The 18,675-nt window shown below is 70.9% G+C and carries 15 protein-coding genes; 3 read left to right on the forward strand and 12 right to left on the reverse strand.

Annotation, left to right across the window (positions count from 1 at the left end; translation table 11 throughout):
- Window positions 1-151: 151 nt before the first annotated feature.
- The 7 genes from ACQP0N_RS22485 to ACQP0N_RS22515 all read right to left on the reverse strand — a co-directional run bounded on the left by ACQP0N_RS22485 (window position 152) and on the right by ACQP0N_RS22515 (window position 6,036).
- Window positions 152-580, reverse strand: a complete 429-nt coding sequence (locus tag ACQP0N_RS22485) for an SRPBCC family protein (RefSeq protein ID WP_433113884.1) — start codon at window positions 578-580, stop codon at window positions 152-154.
- The gene (locus ACQP0N_RS22490; protein WP_433113886.1) at window positions 573-893 is read right to left on the reverse strand and encodes an ArsR/SmtB family transcription factor; all 321 of its coding nucleotides are present in this window, start codon (window positions 891-893) and stop codon (window positions 573-575) included. Before ACQP0N_RS22490 ends, ACQP0N_RS22485 begins: the two co-directional genes overlap by 8 nt.
- The gene (locus tag ACQP0N_RS22495; RefSeq protein WP_433113888.1) at window positions 886-1,263 is read right to left on the reverse strand and encodes a glyoxalase superfamily protein; all 378 of its coding nucleotides are present in this window, start codon (window positions 1,261-1,263) and stop codon (window positions 886-888) included. The genes ACQP0N_RS22490 and ACQP0N_RS22495 overlap by 8 nt, the downstream gene beginning before the upstream one ends.
- Before the next feature lie 195 nt (window positions 1,264-1,458).
- A complete protein-coding gene (locus ACQP0N_RS22500; RefSeq protein ID WP_433113890.1) occupies window positions 1,459-3,042 on the reverse strand; it encodes a CoA-acylating methylmalonate-semialdehyde dehydrogenase in 1,584 nt (527 codons plus the stop codon).
- Window positions 3,039-4,337, reverse strand: coding sequence for an aspartate aminotransferase family protein (locus ACQP0N_RS22505; protein WP_433113892.1), 1,299 nt, complete (start codon window positions 4,335-4,337; stop codon window positions 3,039-3,041). Before ACQP0N_RS22505 ends, ACQP0N_RS22500 begins: the two co-directional genes overlap by 4 nt.
- 101 nt (window positions 4,338-4,438) lie before the next feature.
- A complete protein-coding gene (locus tag ACQP0N_RS22510; RefSeq protein WP_433113894.1) occupies window positions 4,439-5,155 on the reverse strand; it encodes a hypothetical protein in 717 nt (238 codons plus the stop codon).
- Window positions 5,152-6,036 carry a hypothetical protein gene (locus ACQP0N_RS22515; RefSeq protein WP_433113896.1) on the reverse strand — a complete coding sequence of 295 codons (885 nt, stop codon included), beginning with the start codon at window positions 6,034-6,036 and terminating at the stop codon, window positions 5,152-5,154. The genes ACQP0N_RS22510 and ACQP0N_RS22515 overlap by 4 nt, the downstream gene beginning before the upstream one ends.
- A 73-nt stretch (window positions 6,037-6,109) precedes the next feature.
- Here ACQP0N_RS22515 and ACQP0N_RS22520 point away from each other — a divergent pair, with 73 nt between their 5' ends.
- Complete coding sequence (locus ACQP0N_RS22520; RefSeq protein ID WP_433113897.1) at window positions 6,110-7,048, forward strand: hypothetical protein; 939 nt, start codon at window positions 6,110-6,112, stop codon at window positions 7,046-7,048.
- A 7-nt stretch (window positions 7,049-7,055) separates the two neighbouring features.
- On the opposite strand, the gene murD is transcribed toward ACQP0N_RS22520, so the two are convergent.
- Window positions 7,056-8,402 carry a UDP-N-acetylmuramoyl-L-alanine--D-glutamate ligase gene (gene murD / locus ACQP0N_RS22525; protein ID WP_433113899.1) on the reverse strand — a complete coding sequence of 449 codons (1,347 nt, stop codon included), beginning with the start codon at window positions 8,400-8,402 and terminating at the stop codon, window positions 7,056-7,058.
- A gap of 82 nt (window positions 8,403-8,484) precedes the next feature.
- Here murD and ACQP0N_RS22530 point away from each other — a divergent pair, with 82 nt between their 5' ends.
- On the forward strand, window positions 8,485-9,834 hold the full coding sequence (locus ACQP0N_RS22530) for a hypothetical protein (RefSeq protein WP_433113901.1): 1,350 nt from the start codon (window positions 8,485-8,487) through the stop codon (window positions 9,832-9,834).
- Between the two features lie 65 nt (window positions 9,835-9,899).
- Here ACQP0N_RS22530 and ACQP0N_RS22535 read toward each other — a convergent pair whose 3' ends face one another.
- The 4 genes from ACQP0N_RS22535 to ACQP0N_RS22550 all read right to left on the reverse strand — a co-directional run bounded on the left by ACQP0N_RS22535 (window position 9,900) and on the right by ACQP0N_RS22550 (window position 16,657).
- Window positions 9,900-10,985, reverse strand: coding sequence for a hypothetical protein (locus ACQP0N_RS22535; protein WP_433113903.1), 1,086 nt, complete (start codon window positions 10,983-10,985; stop codon window positions 9,900-9,902).
- A 1,653-nt stretch (window positions 10,986-12,638) separates the two neighbouring features.
- The gene (locus ACQP0N_RS22540) at window positions 12,639-14,321 is read right to left on the reverse strand and encodes a PucR family transcriptional regulator (protein ID WP_433113905.1); all 1,683 of its coding nucleotides are present in this window, start codon (window positions 14,319-14,321) and stop codon (window positions 12,639-12,641) included.
- A 43-nt stretch (window positions 14,322-14,364) separates the two neighbouring features.
- The gene (argG, locus tag ACQP0N_RS22545) at window positions 14,365-15,816 is read right to left on the reverse strand and encodes an argininosuccinate synthase (protein WP_433113907.1); all 1,452 of its coding nucleotides are present in this window, start codon (window positions 15,814-15,816) and stop codon (window positions 14,365-14,367) included.
- 28 nt (window positions 15,817-15,844) lie between these two features.
- Window positions 15,845-16,657 carry a TrmH family RNA methyltransferase gene (locus tag ACQP0N_RS22550; protein WP_433113909.1) on the reverse strand — a complete coding sequence of 271 codons (813 nt, stop codon included), beginning with the start codon at window positions 16,655-16,657 and terminating at the stop codon, window positions 15,845-15,847.
- A gap of 120 nt (window positions 16,658-16,777) precedes the next feature.
- On the opposite strand from ACQP0N_RS22550, the gene ACQP0N_RS22555 reads away from it, so the two are divergent.
- Window positions 16,778-18,625 carry a thiamine pyrophosphate-requiring protein gene (locus ACQP0N_RS22555; protein WP_433113911.1) on the forward strand — a complete coding sequence of 616 codons (1,848 nt, stop codon included), beginning with the start codon at window positions 16,778-16,780 and terminating at the stop codon, window positions 18,623-18,625.
- Window positions 18,626-18,675 lie beyond the last annotated feature (50 nt).

Genomic DNA, 18,675 nt, shown 5'->3' on the forward strand with positions numbered 1-18,675 from the left:
ACCGCGCGCCGCCGGGCCACCGCACCCCTGCCAGAGACGCAAGATCGCGCCCGATCCAGGAAGTAGTGGCCTCCCGCCGCGAGGAGGGGACTCTTTCCAGGATCGAGCGCGATCATGGGCGTGCGGAGCCGGGCACGATGCGGGCGGGAGACTAGGACTCAAGGATGTCGAGGACCGTGCTGAGGCGACGCCAGACGTGCGAGCGCCAACCGCCGTCAAGTAGGGCGTAGGTGCGCTGCTGGAGTGGGTCGTCCGGGTCGAAGCCGGAGTGTTCGAGGAAGAGCCGGGTGCCCCGGCCCTCGGCGGCGAGGGTCCAGGTCACCACCGTGTCCAGCGATCCGCCCCGCCAGGACCAGCGCAGCAGTCGCTGGGGTTCCAGGTCGAGCACCTCGCAGTGCACGATGCCGTCGAATCCTGGGCGCGGGCCGGTGCGGAACGTGAACCGGTGGCCCACGACCGGCACGAAGTCGGTCTCCATGAGCCAGCGCGCGATGAGATCAGGATCGGTCAGAACCCGCCAGACCTTGGCCGGCGGGTGGGGCAGGAACTGGTCCACCCGGATGGTGCCGCGCTCACTCATCGTCCAGCTCGTCCAGCACGTCGCGCAGCGCACCGAGTCGACCCCGCCAGTACGCCTCATACGGACTGAGCCAGTCGGCGACCTCCCGCAGCGGCTCCGGACGCAGGGCGTACAGCCGTTGCCGGCCGACCGGCCGCTCGACCACCAGGCCGGCTTCCTTGAGCACCTTGAGGTGCTCGGACAGGCTCGGCCGGCGCATGTCGAACTGGTCGGCGAGCCGCTGCACCGGCTGCTGCCCACCCTCGCGCAGCAGCCGCAACAGCTCGCGACGTGTGGGGTTGGCCAGCGCCGCGAAGATGTCCGACTCAGACACGGGTCGCCTGGAGGACGATGCCGTTGCCGTCGGGGTCGTCGAAGGTGGCGTACCGGCCCCAGGGGGCGGACTGGATGCCCCCGTCGACGAAGTCGACCCCCCGCTCCCGCAGGCGGGCGACGTCCGCGTCCAGGTCGTCGGTCTCCAGCACCAGGCCCTTGAGCGACCCGGGCGGCATGGTCGGGAACCAGGTGACCAGGGTGAGGGCGGTGGCGGCACCCGGGGGTGCCACCTGCACCCAGCGTCCGCCGTCGGGGCCCATCGGGTTGTCCCAGACCAGGTCGAACCCGAGGACGTCGACGTAGAAGTCGCGGGCCCGATCCTGGTCGGCGACGGGTACCGAGAGTAGTTGCACATGGGTCACGGTCATGCGGCCACAATAGGTAGGAGATTTCCTACTGGTCAAGCCGCGGCCTGCTTGACCTGGCTGACGGGTCAGCCCGGCCCCAGCGGGTGATCAAGAGGTTCGCGCCATCGAGAGCGCGGTTGGTGACGCGAACCTCTTGATCACCGAGGCGGGGCGGGGGGCGGGGGGCCGGGGGCCGGGGGGGGTGATCGGTATCGGTCAGGTTTGGGTGGGGAAGCCGAGGTTGACGCCACCGTGGCGCGGGTCCAGCCACCGGCTGGTGACCACCTTGCTCCGGGTGAAGAAGCGCACCCCGTCCTCGCCGTGGGCGTGCAGGTCGCCGAAGAGGGACGACTTCCAGCCGCCGAACGAGTGGTACGCCATGGGCACCGGGATGGGCACGTTGATGCCGACCATGCCCACCTCCACCTCGTGCTGGTAGCGGCGGGCCGCCCCGCCGTCGTTGGTGAAGATCGCCGTGCCGTTGCCGTACGGGCTGGCGTTGACAAGTGCCACGGCCTCGTCGTACGAGCCCACCCGCACGACGCTGAGCACCGGCCCGAAGATCTCGTCGGTGTAGATCGACAGGTCCGGGGTCACCCGATCAAAAAGGGTCGGGCCGAGCCAGAAGCCGTCCGGGTCGCCGTCGGGCGTCACCTCCCGCCCGTCGACAACCGGCACCGCCCCGGCGGCCACGCCCGCGTCCACGTAGGACCGGACCCGCTCGGCGTGCGCGGCGGTGACCAGCGGTCCCATGTCGCAGCCCCGCCGGCCGTCACCGGTGCGCAGCCCGGCCATCCGGGCGGCGATCCGCTCCACGAGGGCGTCCGCGACCGGCTCCACCGCCACCAGCACGGAGATGGCCATGCACCGCTCCCCCGCCGAACCGAACCCGGCGTTGACCGCCGCGTCGGCCGCCAGGTCCAGGTCGGCGTCGGGGAGCACCACCATGTGGTTCTTCGCCCCACCGAGCGCCTGCACCCGCTTACCGGCGGCGGTGCCGCGTTGGTAGACGTGCCGGGCGATCGGGGTGGAGCCGACGAACGACACCGCGCGCACCTCGGGGTGGTCCAGCAGCGCGTCGACCGCCTCGGCGTCGCCGTTCACCACATTGAACACCCCGTCGGGCAGGCCGGCCTCGGCGAACCACTCGGCCAGCAGCAGCGCCGCGCTCGGGTCCTTCTCGCTCGGCTTGAGCACCACCGCGTTCCCGCAGGCCACCGCCACCGGCACGAACCACAGCGGCACCATCACCGGGAAGTTGAACGGCGAGATCACCGCCACCACGCCGAGCGGCTGCCGGATCGTGTACGAGTCGACCTCGGTGGAGACGTTCTCGCTGAACGCGCCGCGCAGCGCCGAGGGCATTCCGCACGCGTACTCGATGACCTCCAGGCCGCGCTGCACCTCGCCGGCGGCGTCGGCGAGCACCTTGCCGTGCTCGGCGGTGATCACCTCGGCGAGCCGGTCCCGGCGGGCGTGCACCAACTCCCGGAACGCGAACAGCACGGCCGACCGCCGGGCCAGCGAGGCGTCGCGCCAGGTCCGGGCCGCCTGGGCGGCGGCCCGCACCGCGACGTCCACGTCCGCGGTCGAGGCCAGCTCGACCTCGGCGGTACGACGACCAGTGGCCGGATCGAACACGTCACCCCGTCGCTCGGACGTGCCGCCGACCCGCTTGCCGTCGACGAAGTGGCCGATGCTCACGCCGCCCGGACCGGCGATGCTGGTGCCGCCCGGACCGTCGACGCTCGGGCCGCCCGGACCGCCGGCGCTCATGCCGCGCGGACCGCCGGCGCTCATGCCGTCACCTCCGCCGACGAGCGGATCGCGTCGACCAGGATCGCCAGACCCTCGCGGGCCTCGTCCTCGGTGAGCGTCAACGGTGGCCCCATCCGCAGCACGTTGCCGTAGAGCCCGCCCTTGCCGGTGAGCAGACCGCCGTCGCGGCACGCCTCGAAGACCCGGTTGGTCAACGCCGGATCCGGCTCGCCGCTGCCCGGCCGGACGAACTCGACACCGAGCATGAGCCCCTTTCCCCGTACCTCGGCGACGCAGTCGAGACCGCCCACGGCGGACCGCAGGCCGTCGGCGAGGATCGCGCCGACGCGGGCCGCGTTCGCCTGGAGGTCGTGCGCGACCAGGTAGTCGAGCACCGCGTTGCCGGCCGCCGTCGAGATCGGATTGCCGCCGAAGGTGGAGAAGCTGATCCCCGGCACCGCCTGGAGCACCTCGGCCCGACCGACCACCCCGGCCAGGGCGAACCCGTTGCCGATGCCCTTGGCGAAGGTGAGCAGGTCCGGGGTGACCCCGTGCGCCTGGTAGCCCCAGAAGTGCTCTCCGGTACGCCCCCAGCCGGTCTGCACCTCGTCGGCGATGAACAGGATGCCGTGCTCGTCGAGGACCTTCTTCCAGGCCGCGAAGAGCCCGTCCGGTGGGTGCACGAACCCGCCCACGCCCTGGATCGGCTCGGCGATCAACGCGGCCACGTCGCCGGACGTCTGGGTGGCCAGCACCTCGCGCAGGTCCTCCACGGCCGCGTCGAGGCGCTCGTCGGCGCTCAACCGGGCCAGCAGGCCGCGTACCCGGTCACCGGAGTGCAGCCAGGCCACCTGCAACGGATTGAGCGCGCTGGCCGACCAGGTGCGGTTGCCGGTGACGCCCATCGCCGCGTACGACCGGCCGTGGTAGCTGTTGCGCACGGCCAGCACCTGGTGCGAGCGGCGGTAATTGGTGGCGACCAGCAGCGCCGCCTCGTTCGCCTCGGTGCCCGAGTTGGTGAAGAACACCCGGGCGTCCGGGATGCCGGAGCGCTCGGCGATCTTCTCGGCCAGCTCGACCTGCTGGCGGATCAGGTAGAGCGTCGAGGTGTGCACGATGCCGGTGGCGAGCTGCCGCTCGACGGCCTCCCGGATCTCCGGGATGTCGTACCCGATCATGTTGGTCAGCACGCCGCCGAAGAAGTCCAGGTAGCTGCGGCCCTGCGCGTCGGTGACCCGGCGACCGGAGCCGGAGACCAGCTCGATCGGCTCGGCGTAGTACAGCGGCATCCAGGGTGGAAGAACGGCCCGGTGCCGGGCCAGCAGGTCGTCGGTCATCGTGGCACCCTTCAGCGGCGTTCGTGGATACCGCACGCTCCCACCGGCGGCCGGTGTGGACAACTGTCAGGGTGTAGCGCAGAGCGGGTACGACCTGACACTCAGGCGGCGCGCGGACGCCACGGCAGGTGCAGGACGGCGGCGACCACCGCGAAGGCAACCCAGCCGGCCCCCAGCGCGCGGGCCGTCGAGACGTCCTGGACGTAGTGGTACGCGGTGAGGAAGGCGACCAGCGCGAGACTGTTGCGGGCGAAGTGCCCGGTGAACTCGGACAACTGGTGTCGCGCCTCGACCGCCACCAGCACCCCCGAGTACGGGAACGTCACCACCATCTGACGCAACACGGCCCCGAGCAGCGCGGTGAGGACCGCCCCCACGAAGATCACCGCCAGCTTGAGCGGCACCGGCAGCCCTGTTGGGGCTGGCCCGTCAGCGGTGACGGTGACCGGTCGGGCGCGACGGCGGCGCAGCAGCATGGCCGCCGCCCAGAACGCGAGCGTGCCGGCGAGGGCCGCCTCGAACGGGACGTCGACCGCCACCAGGCCGGCGCTCAGCGCCACGTAGACACCGATCCCCGCGCCGTCGGCGAGCAGGATGGGCCAGCGCAGCCGCCGGTGGGTGACCGCCACGGTGACGAAGAAGAGGTTGAGCCCGAGCACGCCGAGCACCTGCGCGCCGCCGACGTCGTACCCGGTCGTCACCAGGGCCAGCGTCATCGGCAACGGAAGGCTGTAGACCAGCGCCCGGAGCCGTACCGAGCGGATCACGCTCACCGCCCCGACCACGGCCGTCACCAGCAGGACGGCGCTCCACGTCATGGCGTCGGCGTCGGGTCCTCGAACGTCGCCGCGCTCGCGCAGGCGTCGAACACCCGGGTCAGTCGCTCGACGTCGGCGCGGTTGACGGAGAACTGGTTCTCGCCGATCTCGCCGTGGGCGGTCATCCGGGCCTCCCAGCAGCTCGACGAGTCCCAGAGCGTCAAGTTGACGAGCAGGTGCGGGCCCACCGCGCCGAAGGGCAGCAGCCCCACCCGGGCCCCGGCCGCACGTTGCCGACCGACCAGGTCGGACAGTTCGTCGGTCAACGTGGCGTAGACGAAGACCCGGGTGATCCGTACGCCCCGCCGCAGAGCCTCGACGTTCCCCTCCCAGTAGCGGCGGCCGATCTCGCTACGCCACCAGCTCAGCTCCCCGCTCGCCCGGGGCATCACGTTGGTCAACGCGTCCAGCCGGTGTACGCAGGCGCGGGTCGCGCCGAGCAGGTCCTCGGCCTCGTCGCCCCGCCGGATGACGCGCCCCTGCGCGAACTGCTCGGCCTCCAGCCGGAACTGCTCGTAGCGTCGCCGCGCCTCCACCGCGACCCGCGTACCGGCGTGCTGCTCCGTCGCCTCCCGCATCGCGACGACCACCTCGGTGGCGGTGTGCGCGAGCCACGGTGGACCCTCCAGCAGCGTCCGCAGGTGGAACCGGCGTTCCGCGCGGGCCAGCGAGTCCACCAGCAGCGAGATGGTGATGCCCATCAGGCCGGCCAGCAGCGACTCCACGCCCGAGGCCGCGCCAGTGAGGTCGAGCAGGACGCTGAGGGTGATCGACAACGTGATGCCGATCAGCGCCACCGGGTCGGTGTGCGCCACCAGCCGGAGGAAGCCGCTCGCGGAGGGGCCGCCCCCGCGCCGTGGGCGCGCACCGTCACGGGTCATCGAAGTCCCCCCATCAGCCGCTGCGGCCAGCGTAAACATCAGCCACAACAGCCCGGCCGGTAGCATCCGGCAGGTGCAGGAGACGCAGACAGGTACGGTCGCCGAGCGGATCGAGGCCTGGGTCTGCTCCAGCTCGCTGCGCGGCCTGGTCGGGCACTTCGGCGGCGACTGGCCAGCCGGCGACCTCGCCGAGGCGCTGCGGTACCTGGACGACTTCTCCGCCCGCCACTGGGACTTCCGGGGCGGGCGGGAACGACCCGACGCGCGCGAACCGGACCTCGATCCGGCCACCGCGATGCTGGTCCTCGATGCGGCCGCCGCGCTCGGGCTCGTCCACCCGCTACCGCCGGCCCGGTCGGCGTACGCCCATCTGGTCGTGCTGGGCGGGCTGGCGCACGCGTGCGTGCGGCGCGTCGGGTACGCGGCGCACCTGCTGCGCGCCGGCCTGACGGTACGGCGTGAGGTTGCCGTGCTGGGCAGCTTCCGACCGCTGTCCGAGTGGGAACGGGCCACCCTCGCCGACGCCGGTCTTCCGGCCGACGAGACCGAGGTGGACGTGCTGGACACCGCCGTCCGGCGGGTCTTCGAGGTGGCCGCGCCGGCGGAGCAGGCCGGCGTGGACGCCGGACACCCGCACCACTCCTGGTCGTCGCGGACCTACCGGCCGGTGGGCCTGCCGCCGGTACGGGTGCTGGCCGCGCCGTCCAGCGAACCGGACCGGCGGCGGGCACACACCGCCGACACCCAGCGGTTCTGGGCCGGGCACGTCCGGCTCGCGCCGGGCGACGAGGTGTTGACGGTCACCGCGCCCATCTACGTGCCGTTCCAGCACTGCGACGCGCTGCGCACCCTGGCCCTGCCCTTTGGCTGCGACATCGACACGGTCGGGGTGGACCCTGCGGTGGCCGACGTGGCGGCGCTGCCCGAGCAGACCCTCACACCGGGCCGCTACCTCCAGGAGATCCGCTCGGCAATCCGCTCGATGCGCGCCCTGCACGAGAGCCTGCGCTGAACCAGCCTCAGCCGGCGGTGTCGCGGACGGCCTGGGCGAACACCTCGGAGCGGTGCTCGAAGTTGCGGAACCGGCCGTAGCTCGGGGCGGCCGGCGACAGCAGCACCACCCCGCCGGCCGGGGTGACCTCCCGGGACAGCCGTACCGCCTCGACCAGGTCGTCGACCAACTCGGTCCGCACCTTCGGCAGGTTGGCAAGCACCTCGACGATCCGCGTGCCGCTGTCCGGGATGCCGATGACGGTCAGCTCGCGCTCGGCCAGGTGCTCGGCCAACGGGGTGTAGTCCAGCCCCCGGTCATTGCCGCCGACGATCACCGTCAAGGGCCGCCCGTCGTACGCGTCGATGGCGTGCATGGCCGCGTACGGGCTGGTGGCCAACGTGTCGTCGACGAAGGTCAACCCGGACGGGTCGGTGATCTCGGTGAGCCGGTGGGCCAGCCCCTGGAACTCGGCGACGGCGACGGCGAGGTGGTCCTTGGCGGCGACCACGTCGACACCGAGCGCGTCGAGCACGGCGAGCGCGACGCAGAGGTTGCCCTCGTTGTGCCGGCCCACCAGCGGCAGCACGGCACGCGGGAAGAGTGGGTGGTCACCGAGGTGGAACCAGGGCGTACCGTCCGCGCCGGTGGCGACGTGGGTGGTGTCGGGCCGGCCGGCCCGGGTCGCGGGCAGGTCACCAAGCTCGGCGGCGAGCCGCGGGTCTCCGCCGTTGACCACGATCGTCTGCGGGTCGTGGGCGAGCAGGTTGAGCTTGTCGCGGTAGTACTCCCGCTCGCCGCCGTGCGCGTCCAGGTGCTCGGGGAACAGCGCGGTGACCACGGCGACCCGGGGCGAGTCGGTGAGGTCGCTGCACTGGTAGCTCGACAGCTCCAACACGTACAGCTCGGCGTCCGGCAGGTCGAGCGTGGGCACCCCGATGTTGCCGCCGAAGACGTTGGGTCGGCCCATCGCGCTGAGCAGGTGGCTGATCAGGCTGGAGGTGGTGCTCTTGCCCTTGCTGCCGGTGACCCCGACGGTGCGGGCGGCGTGGTCGGCCATCCAGAGGGCGGTGCCCTGGGTCACCGGGACGCCACGTCGCCGCAGCTCGACCAGCCACGGATGGGTCTGCGGCACCCCGGGCGAGCGGACCACCACGTCGGCGCCGGTCAGCCGGGCGAACCCTGCCTCGCCGGTGACCAGGGGGGCCGCCTCGGCCAGCGGACCGTCCCACGGCAGCGACAGGAAGTTGGCGCTGTCGTCGACGGCGACCAGCTCGGCGGGGCCGTGCGCCGCGATGGCGGTCACAGCGGCCCGGCCCTCCCGACCGGTGCCCCAGACGGCGACGGTACGTCCGCGCAGGTCAGACAGGCGCACGGGGCTCTCCTCGGGGGTCACGGCGGCGGCTGGCGGGGCCCGGTCCGGACACGGCCGGACGAACCAGGGCCTAGTATGGCGTGTGCCCAACGAGCAGCTCCGGCGGATGGACGCCTTCACCTTCCCGTCCTACTCGATCGACTTCGCCACCGGCGAGGTGTTGTTCGACTACGCGTTGACCGGCCCGGCCGGTGAGCAGCGGTTCACCGAGGTGATCACTCTCCCGCTGCCGGCGGAGCCGCCATCGGACGAGACGGTGGCGACCCTCAACCGGGTGCTGGAGGTGCTGCACCTCGTCGCCGGGGTCAGCTACTACAAGGCCGCCGCGCCGCCCCGACTGGTGCTGCCGGCGCCGCTGGGCGCGGCCACCGTCGACTACGTCACGGCCGTCTACACCAAGGGCCTCGCCGAGTACGCGTACCGCAACGAGCTGCCGTACGTGCTGGAACTGCGTCCGGAGGTGCCGGCCGGGTCGGTGACGCCGGCCCGGGTGTACGACAACTCGGACCGTCGCCCGCTCTCGGCGGTCGGCGGCGGCAAGGACTCGATCGTGAGCTTGGAGGCGCTGCGCCGCGCCGAGTTGGACCCGGTGCCGTTCTCGGTGAACCCGAATCACGTGATCGTCGCGGTGAACGAGGCGTCCGGGCTGACGCCGCTCGCGGCCCGCCGGCGGATCGACCCGGTGCTGTTCGACCTGAACGCCGCCGGCGCGCTGAACGGCCACATCCCGGTCACCGCCATCAACTCCCTGATCGCGGTGGCGACGGCCGTGCTGCACGGGCTGGGCCCGGTGGTGATGTCCAACGAGCGCTCCGCGTCCGACCCGAACCTGATCTGGAACGGTCACGAGATCAACCACCAGTGGTCCAAGGGCGTGGAGGCCGAAGGGCTGCTGCGGGGCGCGCTGGCCGAGCACGCCGGGCTCACCGAGCCGTACTTCTCCCTGCTGCGGTCGCTGTCCGAGCTGCACATCGCCCGACTGTTCGCCGAGTTCACCCGGTACGACGACGTGGTGACCAGCTGCAACCAGGCGTTCAAGCTGCGCGACGCGTCCGAGCGCTGGTGCCGGAACTGCCCGAAGTGCCGGTTCGTCTTCCTGGCCATGGCGCCGTTCATGCCCCGGGAGCGGGTCACGCACATCTTCGGCGGCGACATGCTCGCCGACCCGGAGCAGATCCCCGGCTACCGGGAGCTGCTGGGCGTGGACGGGCACAAGCCGTTCGAGTGCGTGGGCGAGGTCGAGGAGTCGGTCGTGGCCCTCGGCCTGCTCGCCGAGCAGGACCAGTGGCGCGACGCCCCGGTGATCAAGGCCCTGGTGGACGCCGTACCGGCCACCGCCTGGTCCGCGGTGGCAACGACTGACGTCTTCACCCCCGGCGGCCCCAACCACATCCCCCCCACCTACGCCAAAGCCCTGACCTCCCTCGCCTGACCGCCACGGATAGTCTGCGCCACCGGAGGCGATCTCCCGGACGGGTGACGCGGCAGCCGACGTGGCTACGGTCGCGGCGATCTGCGGTTGCCGGGTGCCCGCTGGGAGTAGTCCGCGGGTGGCGGGTTGCCGCTGTTGTCGTAGTAGGGGCCAGTAGGGGCCGGGCCGGCAACGCTGGTAGTGATGTGGGCGGCGTTCGGGTCGAATTGCTGGTACGACTCCCCCCCGGTGCCCGCGTACTGCCCCCCATAACCAGACAAATACGCGCCATCGCCCGAATACACAGCGCTCCGGTAATCCTCCGTCACGGCATAACCACCGTAGGAATACGCCCCGACGGCCGATTGCTGAGCAGGACCCGCAGGCACCACGTAGCCGCCAGCAGAACCCGCGCCACCGGCGCCGGTGGTCAGGTGGGCGGCGCTCCCGTCGATCGGCCTGAACGACTCCCACTCCGTGCCCGCGTACTGCCGCTCATAACCAGACGGGGTACCGACCCGGTCAGGAACCTGCCCCCCATACCCACCCGAATACCCCACCGCACTGGAGGCCTGCTCCCCACGATCCCCCGACACCACACCCGCACCCTCAGAAAACCGCGCCGACGCCCTCGACCTCTTCTCACCTTTCTTTGCCCCCCGTTTGGGCGTGATCGCTCTCGCCACGGCGCCGATCGCTCCGCAGTACTCCAAAAAATCCCTCAGATCATCGGGCATGCTCTTCGGAACAGTCTTGCCCTCCCGCCGCCAATCAGCAAGATTCTGTCCGAGGTGTACCATAATCCCGTTGCTGGCCCGCTTCTGGTAAAGTTTCGGCGGGACTGTCAGCAGATTTTTTTCGCCATTCCCGTAGTAGTCTCGTGCTATTTCTCCGAACGCCACCCATCTAGCGTCAGTACTATACTTAACCTTGCTGGGGGCCACCGATTTCGCCCAGTCCCCGATCGCTCCGCAATACTCCAAGAACTCCCTCAGGCTCTCGGGCATGCCCTCTGGTAAATGCCTGCCCTCTCGCCGCCAATTATAAAGGTCCAGTCCGAGATCTACCATAACTCCGTTAGTGGCCCGCTTACTGTACGTCGTCGGGGGAACTGTCAGCAGATTTTTTTCGCCGTTCCCGTAGTATTTTCGTGCTATCTCCTCGAACGCCACCCACTCTTCTTCAGTCTTCTTCCTCGGCGGCATGAGACGTCCTCTCTGTTCTTTCAGCGGCTGGGGCTCGGTGACTCCAAAGTGTGGCCGGCGTACGTGACGTCGCCGCCCACAACCACCATGGGCTGGGTTACCGTCGCGGCGGTGTGGGGTTGCCGGGTGCCCACCGGGAGTAGTCCGCGGGTGGCGGGTTGCCGCTGTTGTCGTAGTAGGGGCCAGTAGGGGCCGGGCCGGCAACGCTGGTAGTGATGTGGGCGGCGTTCGGGTCGAATTGCTGGTACGACTCCCCCCCGGTGCCCGCGTACTGCCCCCCATAACCAGACAAATACGCGCCATCGCCCGAATACACAGCGCTCCGGTAATCCTCCGTCACGGCATAACCACCGTAGGAATACGCCCCGACGGCCGATTGCTGAGCAGGACCCGCAGGCACCACGTAGCCGCCAGCAGAACCCGCGCCACCGGCGCCGGTGGTCAGGTGGGCGGCGCTCCCGTCGATCGGCCTGAACGACTCCCACTCCGTGCCCGCGTACTGCCGCTCATAACCAGACGGGGTACCGACCCGGTCAGGAACCTGCCCCCCATACCCACCCGAATACCCACCGTCCTGGTAACCCCGTGCCGTCGCTGCGGCGTCACCGCCGTAGGAATACTCCCCACCGGCCGGCTGCTGCACAGACCTCATCACCCCCTGCGGAAACGACTCCGGCCCAGCACCCCCATGCTGCCTCCCATAAACAGACGAATATTCCACCCCATCATGAGCCCGCTCCCCATGATCCCCCGACACCACACCCGCACCCTCAGAAAAGGGGGCCGCCACCTCCCGCCTATCATCATTTTTCTTTCGCCCAACTCCGGGCGCGATCACTCTCGCCAGGGCGCCGATCGCTCCGCAATACTCCAAAAATTCCTTCAGGCGCGGGGGCATGCTCTTCGGAACATCCGCGCCATCCTGCCGCCAACTGCAAAGGTCTTGTCCGAGGTTTACCTTAATTCCGTTGGAGGCCCACCTACTGTACGTTACCGGTGGGAGTGTCAGCAGATTTTTCTGGCCATCTCCGTAGTAGGCCCGTGCTACCTCCTCGAACGCCTCCCACCTGGCGTCACTACTAAACTTAAGACCAGTGGGCGCGACCGCCTTCGCCACGTCGCCGATTGCTCCGCAACCCTCCAAGAATTCCTTCAGGCGCGGGGGCATGTCACTGGGAGGCCGCCTGCCCTTCCGCCGCCAATCATAAAGGTCTCGTCCGAGGTTTACCCAAATTCCGTTGGTGGCCTGCCTCTGGTAATTTTGCGGGGGAACTGTCAGCAGATTTTTTTGGCCGTTCCCGTAGTATTTCCGTGCTATCTCCTCGAACGCCACCCACTCTTCTTCAGTCTTCTTCCTCGGCGGCATGAGACATCCTCTCTGTTCTTTCAGCGGTTGGGACTCGTTGTGACGTGGGTGCGTGCGCTGACCCAGATGACGTGGAGTGATCCAACTTCCGGCGTGGCACTCGCCTCCCCAAGATCATCTGGAGCGTCCCCCCGCCCCTACACCCTGATGGCGCTTCGGTCGCCCTACGGGCCGACGTGGCCTTGGGTTCAAGCCGTGCCCCAACAAAAAGTCCATCGGACGGCGGATCCGTCCGGCTGATCAAGAAGGGTTCGTCAGGGGGTGCGGACTGCTTCCAGGGCCAGGAGGGCCACGTGGAGGGAGAGGGTGGCTTCGACCGAGTCGAGGTCCACGTTCAGGATGCGGGCTATGCGGGCCAGGCGTTCGTAGAAGGCCGGTCGGGACAGGTGCGCGGCGGCCGCGCCGGCGGACTTGTTGCGGCCCTGCTCCAGGTACGCGCGCAGGGTGTCGAGGAGCCGCTCCCGGGGGTGCTGGGCGTCGTACTCCAGCAGCGGGCCGAGTTCCCGCTCGACGAAGGTCTGGAGTCGGGGCTCGTCGCGCAGCAGGTGCAGCAGGCCGGCCAGACCCACGTGCGGCAGCCGGAATACGGGCAGGTCACGCCGGTCCCGCCGGGCGGCCTCGGCGATCTGCCGCGCCTCGACGAGCGACCGCCGGGCCTCGCGCAGACTGTTCACCCCGGATCCGGCGGCCACGATCACCCCGCCCGAAGCGTTCGACGCGGTCCGGCCGGTGGCGGTGTCGAGGCGTACCCGACGAAGGGCCTCGGCGAACGCGGACAGCGCGCGGTCCTCGGCGGCCGGGTCGGTCAGGGCCAGCAGCGCGCCCACCGAGTTGTCGTCGACGGCGCTGGTCAGTGCCGTCAGTTTGGCCTCCCGCAGCGCCTGGCCGACGGCCTCGGAGAGGTCGCGGAGCCGGGCCTGGCCGGCTTCGGGGCCGCCGTCCGCGGCGGGGTCGTCGGCGCGGTGGCGGACCAGCACGCCGACGAGGTGCCGACGGTCGAGCGTCACGCCGAGCGCCTTGGCGCGCAGCGCCACCTCGTCGACCGGTCGGGAGTGGTCGAGCAGGGCGGTGAGCAGGGTGCGGTGGAGCTGCCGTTCCAGCCCTTCGGCGTCGCGGCGGATCAGCCGGCCCAGCGCGAGGGTGGACGCGGCCCGCTCGACGAGGATGTTCAGCCGATTGGGGGGAGCGTCGGTGGGCGCGTCGCCGCTGGCCGGCCAGCGCAGCAGCAGCCGTCCCCAGTCCTGGCCCCGCGCGCCGACGGTGGTCACGAGCCAGCCGCTGTCCGGGTCGTACGCGGTCCGCCCGACCGGACGGATGCGCCGGGAGTGCTGCTCCCAGCCGTCCAGCAGCAGCTCCGCGCTCTCCCCCGCCGGGTCGTATCCGAGGACCTGCCGGGACAGGTTCTCCAGCACGACCGGGCAGCCGGACAGCTCGGCGGCCTGTCGGATCACCTCGGCGGCGTCGGCGCCCTCGACGGAGAGGTCGGTGAACCGCTGGTGGATCTCCTCGGCGGCCCGCAGCTCGGTGAGCTGCGCGTCGACGATCAGCGCGTGCACCGCCTCGGTGATCCGCACGAACGGGGTGGCCCGGCGCAGCTCGACCAGGGGTAGGCCGCGTCGTTCGGCGGCGGCGGTCATCACCCGGGGTACGCCGGTGACGTAGCGACGGCCCAGTTCGACGACGAGTCCGGAGACACCCACGTCGGCGAGGTCGCCGATGAACGCGCGCAGTCCCGCGTCGTCGGCCGGCAGGCCGATGCCGGTGGTCAGCACCAGTTCGCCGCCGCCGAGGAGGGTGGCGATGTCGGGGACCTCGGCGACGTGCACCCAGCGGACCGGCCGGTCCAGCCCGGCGTCCCCGGCGACCACGCGCGGAGCGCCGTGGCGGACCGGGTCCAGGGCCAGGACCTCACGGACGGTAGGGAACACGGCCGACACGCTACCGTCCGTGACCCCGGGCTTCGACCGGCCGGGTACCGGATCAGTCCGTGCCGAACTCCATGGCCGCCCGGTCGAGCGCCTCGTCCGCGGCGGTGGCGACGCCTCGGGAGGCGATGGCTTCCGCGCCGCCCTCCGGCATCGCGCCGATCAGTCCGGTGGAGGCTGCCTGCGCGGCCCCGATCATCCGCTCGCTTCCCGCGCCACCGACCATGCCGAGGGAGGCGTACTGCTCCAGCTTCGCGCGGGAGTCGGCGATGTCGAGGTTGCGCATGGTGAGCTGGCCGATGCGGTCCGACGGGCCGAAGGCCGAGTCCTCGGTGCGCTCCATCGACAGCTTGTCCGGGTGGTAGCTGAACGCGGGGCCGGTGGTGTCGAGAATCGAGTAGTCCTCGCCCCGGCGCAGCCGCAACGTCACCTCACCGGTGACCGCCGTGCCGACCCAGCGCTGCAACGACTCGCGCAGCATCAGCGCCTGCGGGTCCAGCCAGCGACCCTCGTACATCAGGCGGCCGAGGCGACGACCCTCGCTGTGGTAGTTGGCCAGGGTGTCCTCGTTGTGGATGGCGTTGACCAGCCGCTCGTACGCGATATGCAGCAGCGCCATCCCGGGCGCCTCGTAGATGCCCCGGCTCTTGGCCTCGATGATCCGGTTCTCGATCTGGTCGGACATGCCCAGGCCGTGCCGGCCGCCGATGGCGTTGGCCTCCAGCACCAGGTCGACGGCGCTGCCGAACTCCTTGCCGTTGATCGTCACCGGACGGCCCTGGTCGAAGCCGATCGTGACGTCCTCGGTCGGGATCTCCACCGACGGGTCCCAGAACTTCACGCCCATGATCGGGCTGACCGTCTCGATGCCGGTGTCGAGGTGCTCCAGGGTCTTCGCCTCGTGCGTGGCGCCCCAGATGTTGGCGTCGGTGGAGTACGCCTTCTCGGTGCTGTCCCGGTAGGGCAGGCCGCGCTCGAGCAGCCATTCGGACATCTCCTTGCGCCCACCCAGCTCGGTGACGAAGTCGGTGTCCAGCCACGGCTTGTAGATGCGCAGCATCGGGTTGGCCAGCAGGCCGTAGCGGTAGAACCGCTCGATGTCGTTGCCCTTGAAGGTCGAGCCGTCGCCCCAGATCTGGACGTCGTCGGCGATCATCGCGCGGACCAGCAGGGTGCCGGTCACCGCCCGACCCAGCGGGGTGGTGTTGAAGTACGAGCGTCCGCCCGAGCGGATGTGGAAGGCGCCGCAGGTCAGCGCGGCGAGGCCCTCCTCGACCAGGGCGGCGCGGCAGTCGACGAGTCGGGCGACCTCGGCGCCGTAGCTGAGCGCACGGCCGGGGACCGAGCCGATGTCGGGCTCGTCGTACTGGCCGATGTCGGCGGTGTACGCGCAGGGGACGGCGCCCTTGTCGCGCATCCACGCGACCGCGACCGAGGTGTCGAGGCCGCCGGAGAAGGCGATGCCGACACGTTCGCCGATGGGCAGGGAGGTGAGAACCTTGGACACGGGGAAGATTATTCAACAAGACGCATGGTCATGCAAGCGGATCGCCGCGTCCCAGTTCCCAGAACGCCACGGCCGCCGCCGCGGCGACGTTCAACGAGTCCACTCCGCGCCGCATCGGCAGGACCACCCGCACGTCGCTGGCCGCCTGCGCCGCCGCCGTCAGGCCGGGCCCCTCGGCGCCCAGCAGCAACGCCGCCCGCTCGCGCTGCCTCGGCGTCAACCGCTGCATGGGTACGGCGTCCGGCGCGGGCGTCATGGCGAGGACGGTGAACCCCGCCGCGCGTACCTCGTCGAGGCCGGCCGGCCAGCGGTCGAGCTTGGCGTACGGCAGCGCGAAGACCTCCCCCATGCTGACCCGCACGCTGCGCCGGTAGAGCGGGTCGGCGCAGGACGGCGACAGCAGCACGGCGTCGACGCCCAACGCGGCGGCTCCCCGGAAGATCGCGCCCAGGTTCGTGTGGTTGTTGACGTCCTCGAGGATCACCACCCGGCGCGCGCCGGCGAGCACCTCGGCCGCCGTCGGCAACGGACGGCGGTGGAAGGACGCCAGCACTCCCCGGTGTACGTGGAAGCCGGTGGCCTTCTCCAGCACGTCCTGGGTGGCGGCGTAGACGGGCGCGTCGCCGGTGTCCAGGTCGGCCAGCTGGTCGACGCGCTTGGCGTCGATCAGGTACGACCGGGCCGGATAGCCGGCACGTAGCGCCCGGCGCAGCACCAGCTCGCCCTCGGCGATGAACAGGCCGTGCGGAGGCTCCCAGCGGGTGCGCAGCTCGACGTCGGTGAGCGCGCGGTAGTCGGCGATCCGGTCGTCGTCGGGGTCGGTGATCTGGTGGACGGGCACCCGACGATTCTGCCGGACGCCCGGCTGCCACCCCGACGTCCGCCCGGCGGGGGGTGTTTTGCCCGGTCGAGAAGGGGAACGACCGGTGGGATACCGGACGCCACGGGAAGGACCAGCCAGGTGAGCGCAGAGCACACGGCACCGGCCGAAGGGGGCACCCTGCCCCGCCGTCCGACCGTCGCGGACCACATCGTCTCCCGTTTGTTCAGTTGGGGCGTACGCCGGTACTTCGGCTATCCGGGAGACGGCATCAACGGCATCACCTCCGCCCTGCAACGCACCAACGAACGCGCCCAGTTCGTCCAGGTGCGGCACGAGGAGACCGCCGGGTTCGCCGCGTCCGCCCACGTCAAGTACGGCGGCGGGCCGCTGGGCTGCGCGCTGGTGACCAGCGGCCCCGGTGCCATCCACCTGCTCAACGGCCTGTACGACGCCAAGCTCGACCACCAACCCGTGGTCGCCCTGCTCGGGCACACGGCGGTCACCGCCGAGGGCGGCGGCTACTACCAGGAGGTCGACCTGCTGGCCCTGTACAAGGACGTGGCGGCGGCCTTCCTGGCCCAGCTCGACCACCCCGCGCAGGTACGCCACCTCGTCGACCGGGCGTGCCGCACGGCGCTGTCCCGTCGGACGGTGACCGCGCTGGTGCTCCCCTCGGACATCCAGGACGAGCCGGCCGTCGTGGATCCCCCGCACGCGCACGGTTACTACCACACCAGCAACGTGCCGAGCAGTACGCCGACCGTCCCGCCGACGGCCGACCTGCGCCGCGCCGCCGAGGTGCTGCGCGGTGGCGAGCGGGTGGCCATGCTGGTCGGTCAGGGCGCGCTCGGGGCCGAGGCCGAGGTACGCGAGATCGCCCACCGGCTCGGTGCCGGGGTGGCCACCGCGCTGCTCGGCTTCGCCACCGTCGACCACCGCGAGCCGTGGGTGACCGGCGCGATCGGGCTGCTCGGGACCCGGCCGAGTTGGCAGCTCATGACCGGCTGCGACCGGCTGCTGATCGTGGGCAGCAACATGCCGTACTCGGAGTTCTACCCGCCGCCCGGCCAGGCCCGCGCGGTGCAGATCGACCTGGACGGCACGCAGCTCGGCCTGCGGTACCCGACCGAGGTGAACCTGACCGGCGACGCCCGCCCCACCCTGCGGGCGCTGCTGGACGAGCTGGGCCCCGGCCCCGGGCCGACCGCCTGGCGGGCGGAGATCGCCGAGGCCACCTCGGCGTGGCGACGCGCCCAGCGCGACCTGGCCGGGCAGAGCGCCGACCCGGTCAACCCGCAACTGCTGTTCAGCACTCTCAGCGATCGGCTCCCCGACGACGCGATGCTCGCCGTGGACTGCGGCACGGCGACCGCCTGGTACGCCCGGCACGTGCAGGTCCGGCCCGGGATGCTGGCCAGCCTCTCCGGCACGCTGCTGTCCATGGGCGGCGCGATGCCGTACGCGCTGAGCGCCAAGTTCGCCCACCCGGACCGGCCGCTGATCGCGATGATCGGCGACGGGGCCATGCAGATGAACGGCGTCAACGAGCTGATCACGGTGGCGAAGTACTGGCGCGGCTGGGCCGACCCACGGTTCGTGGTGCTGGTGCTCAACAACCGGGACCTGGCGTTCGTCAGCTGGGAGCAGCGCTCCAGCGAGGGCACGCCGATGTTCCCGGACAGCCAACAGCTCCCGGACATCGGCTACCACCAGTGGGCCGAGGTACTCGGGTTGCGCGGTGAGCTGGTCGACTCGCCGGATCAAATCCCGGGCGTCTGGGATCGGGCGCTCGCCGCGGACCGTCCGGTGGTCATCAACGCGCTGGTCGACCCGGCCGAGTTGATGCTGCCGCCACACTTCACCGCCGAGCAGGCCCGCAAGACCGCGGCCGCGGTCCTGCGCGGCGACACCGACTGGGCCGGCATCATTCGCCGCGGCCTACCCGCGACGATCGCCAGCTACCGCCCCCGCCGCCGGGAACGCTGAACCTGACCTGCCGCAGCTGCCCGCGCCGACGCCCCACATCGAAGGATTGC

This window comes from Micromonospora sp. CA-246542 (genome assembly GCF_050942905.1).
In the GTDB taxonomy this organism is placed as follows: Bacteria; Actinomycetota; Actinomycetes; order Mycobacteriales; family Micromonosporaceae; genus Micromonospora.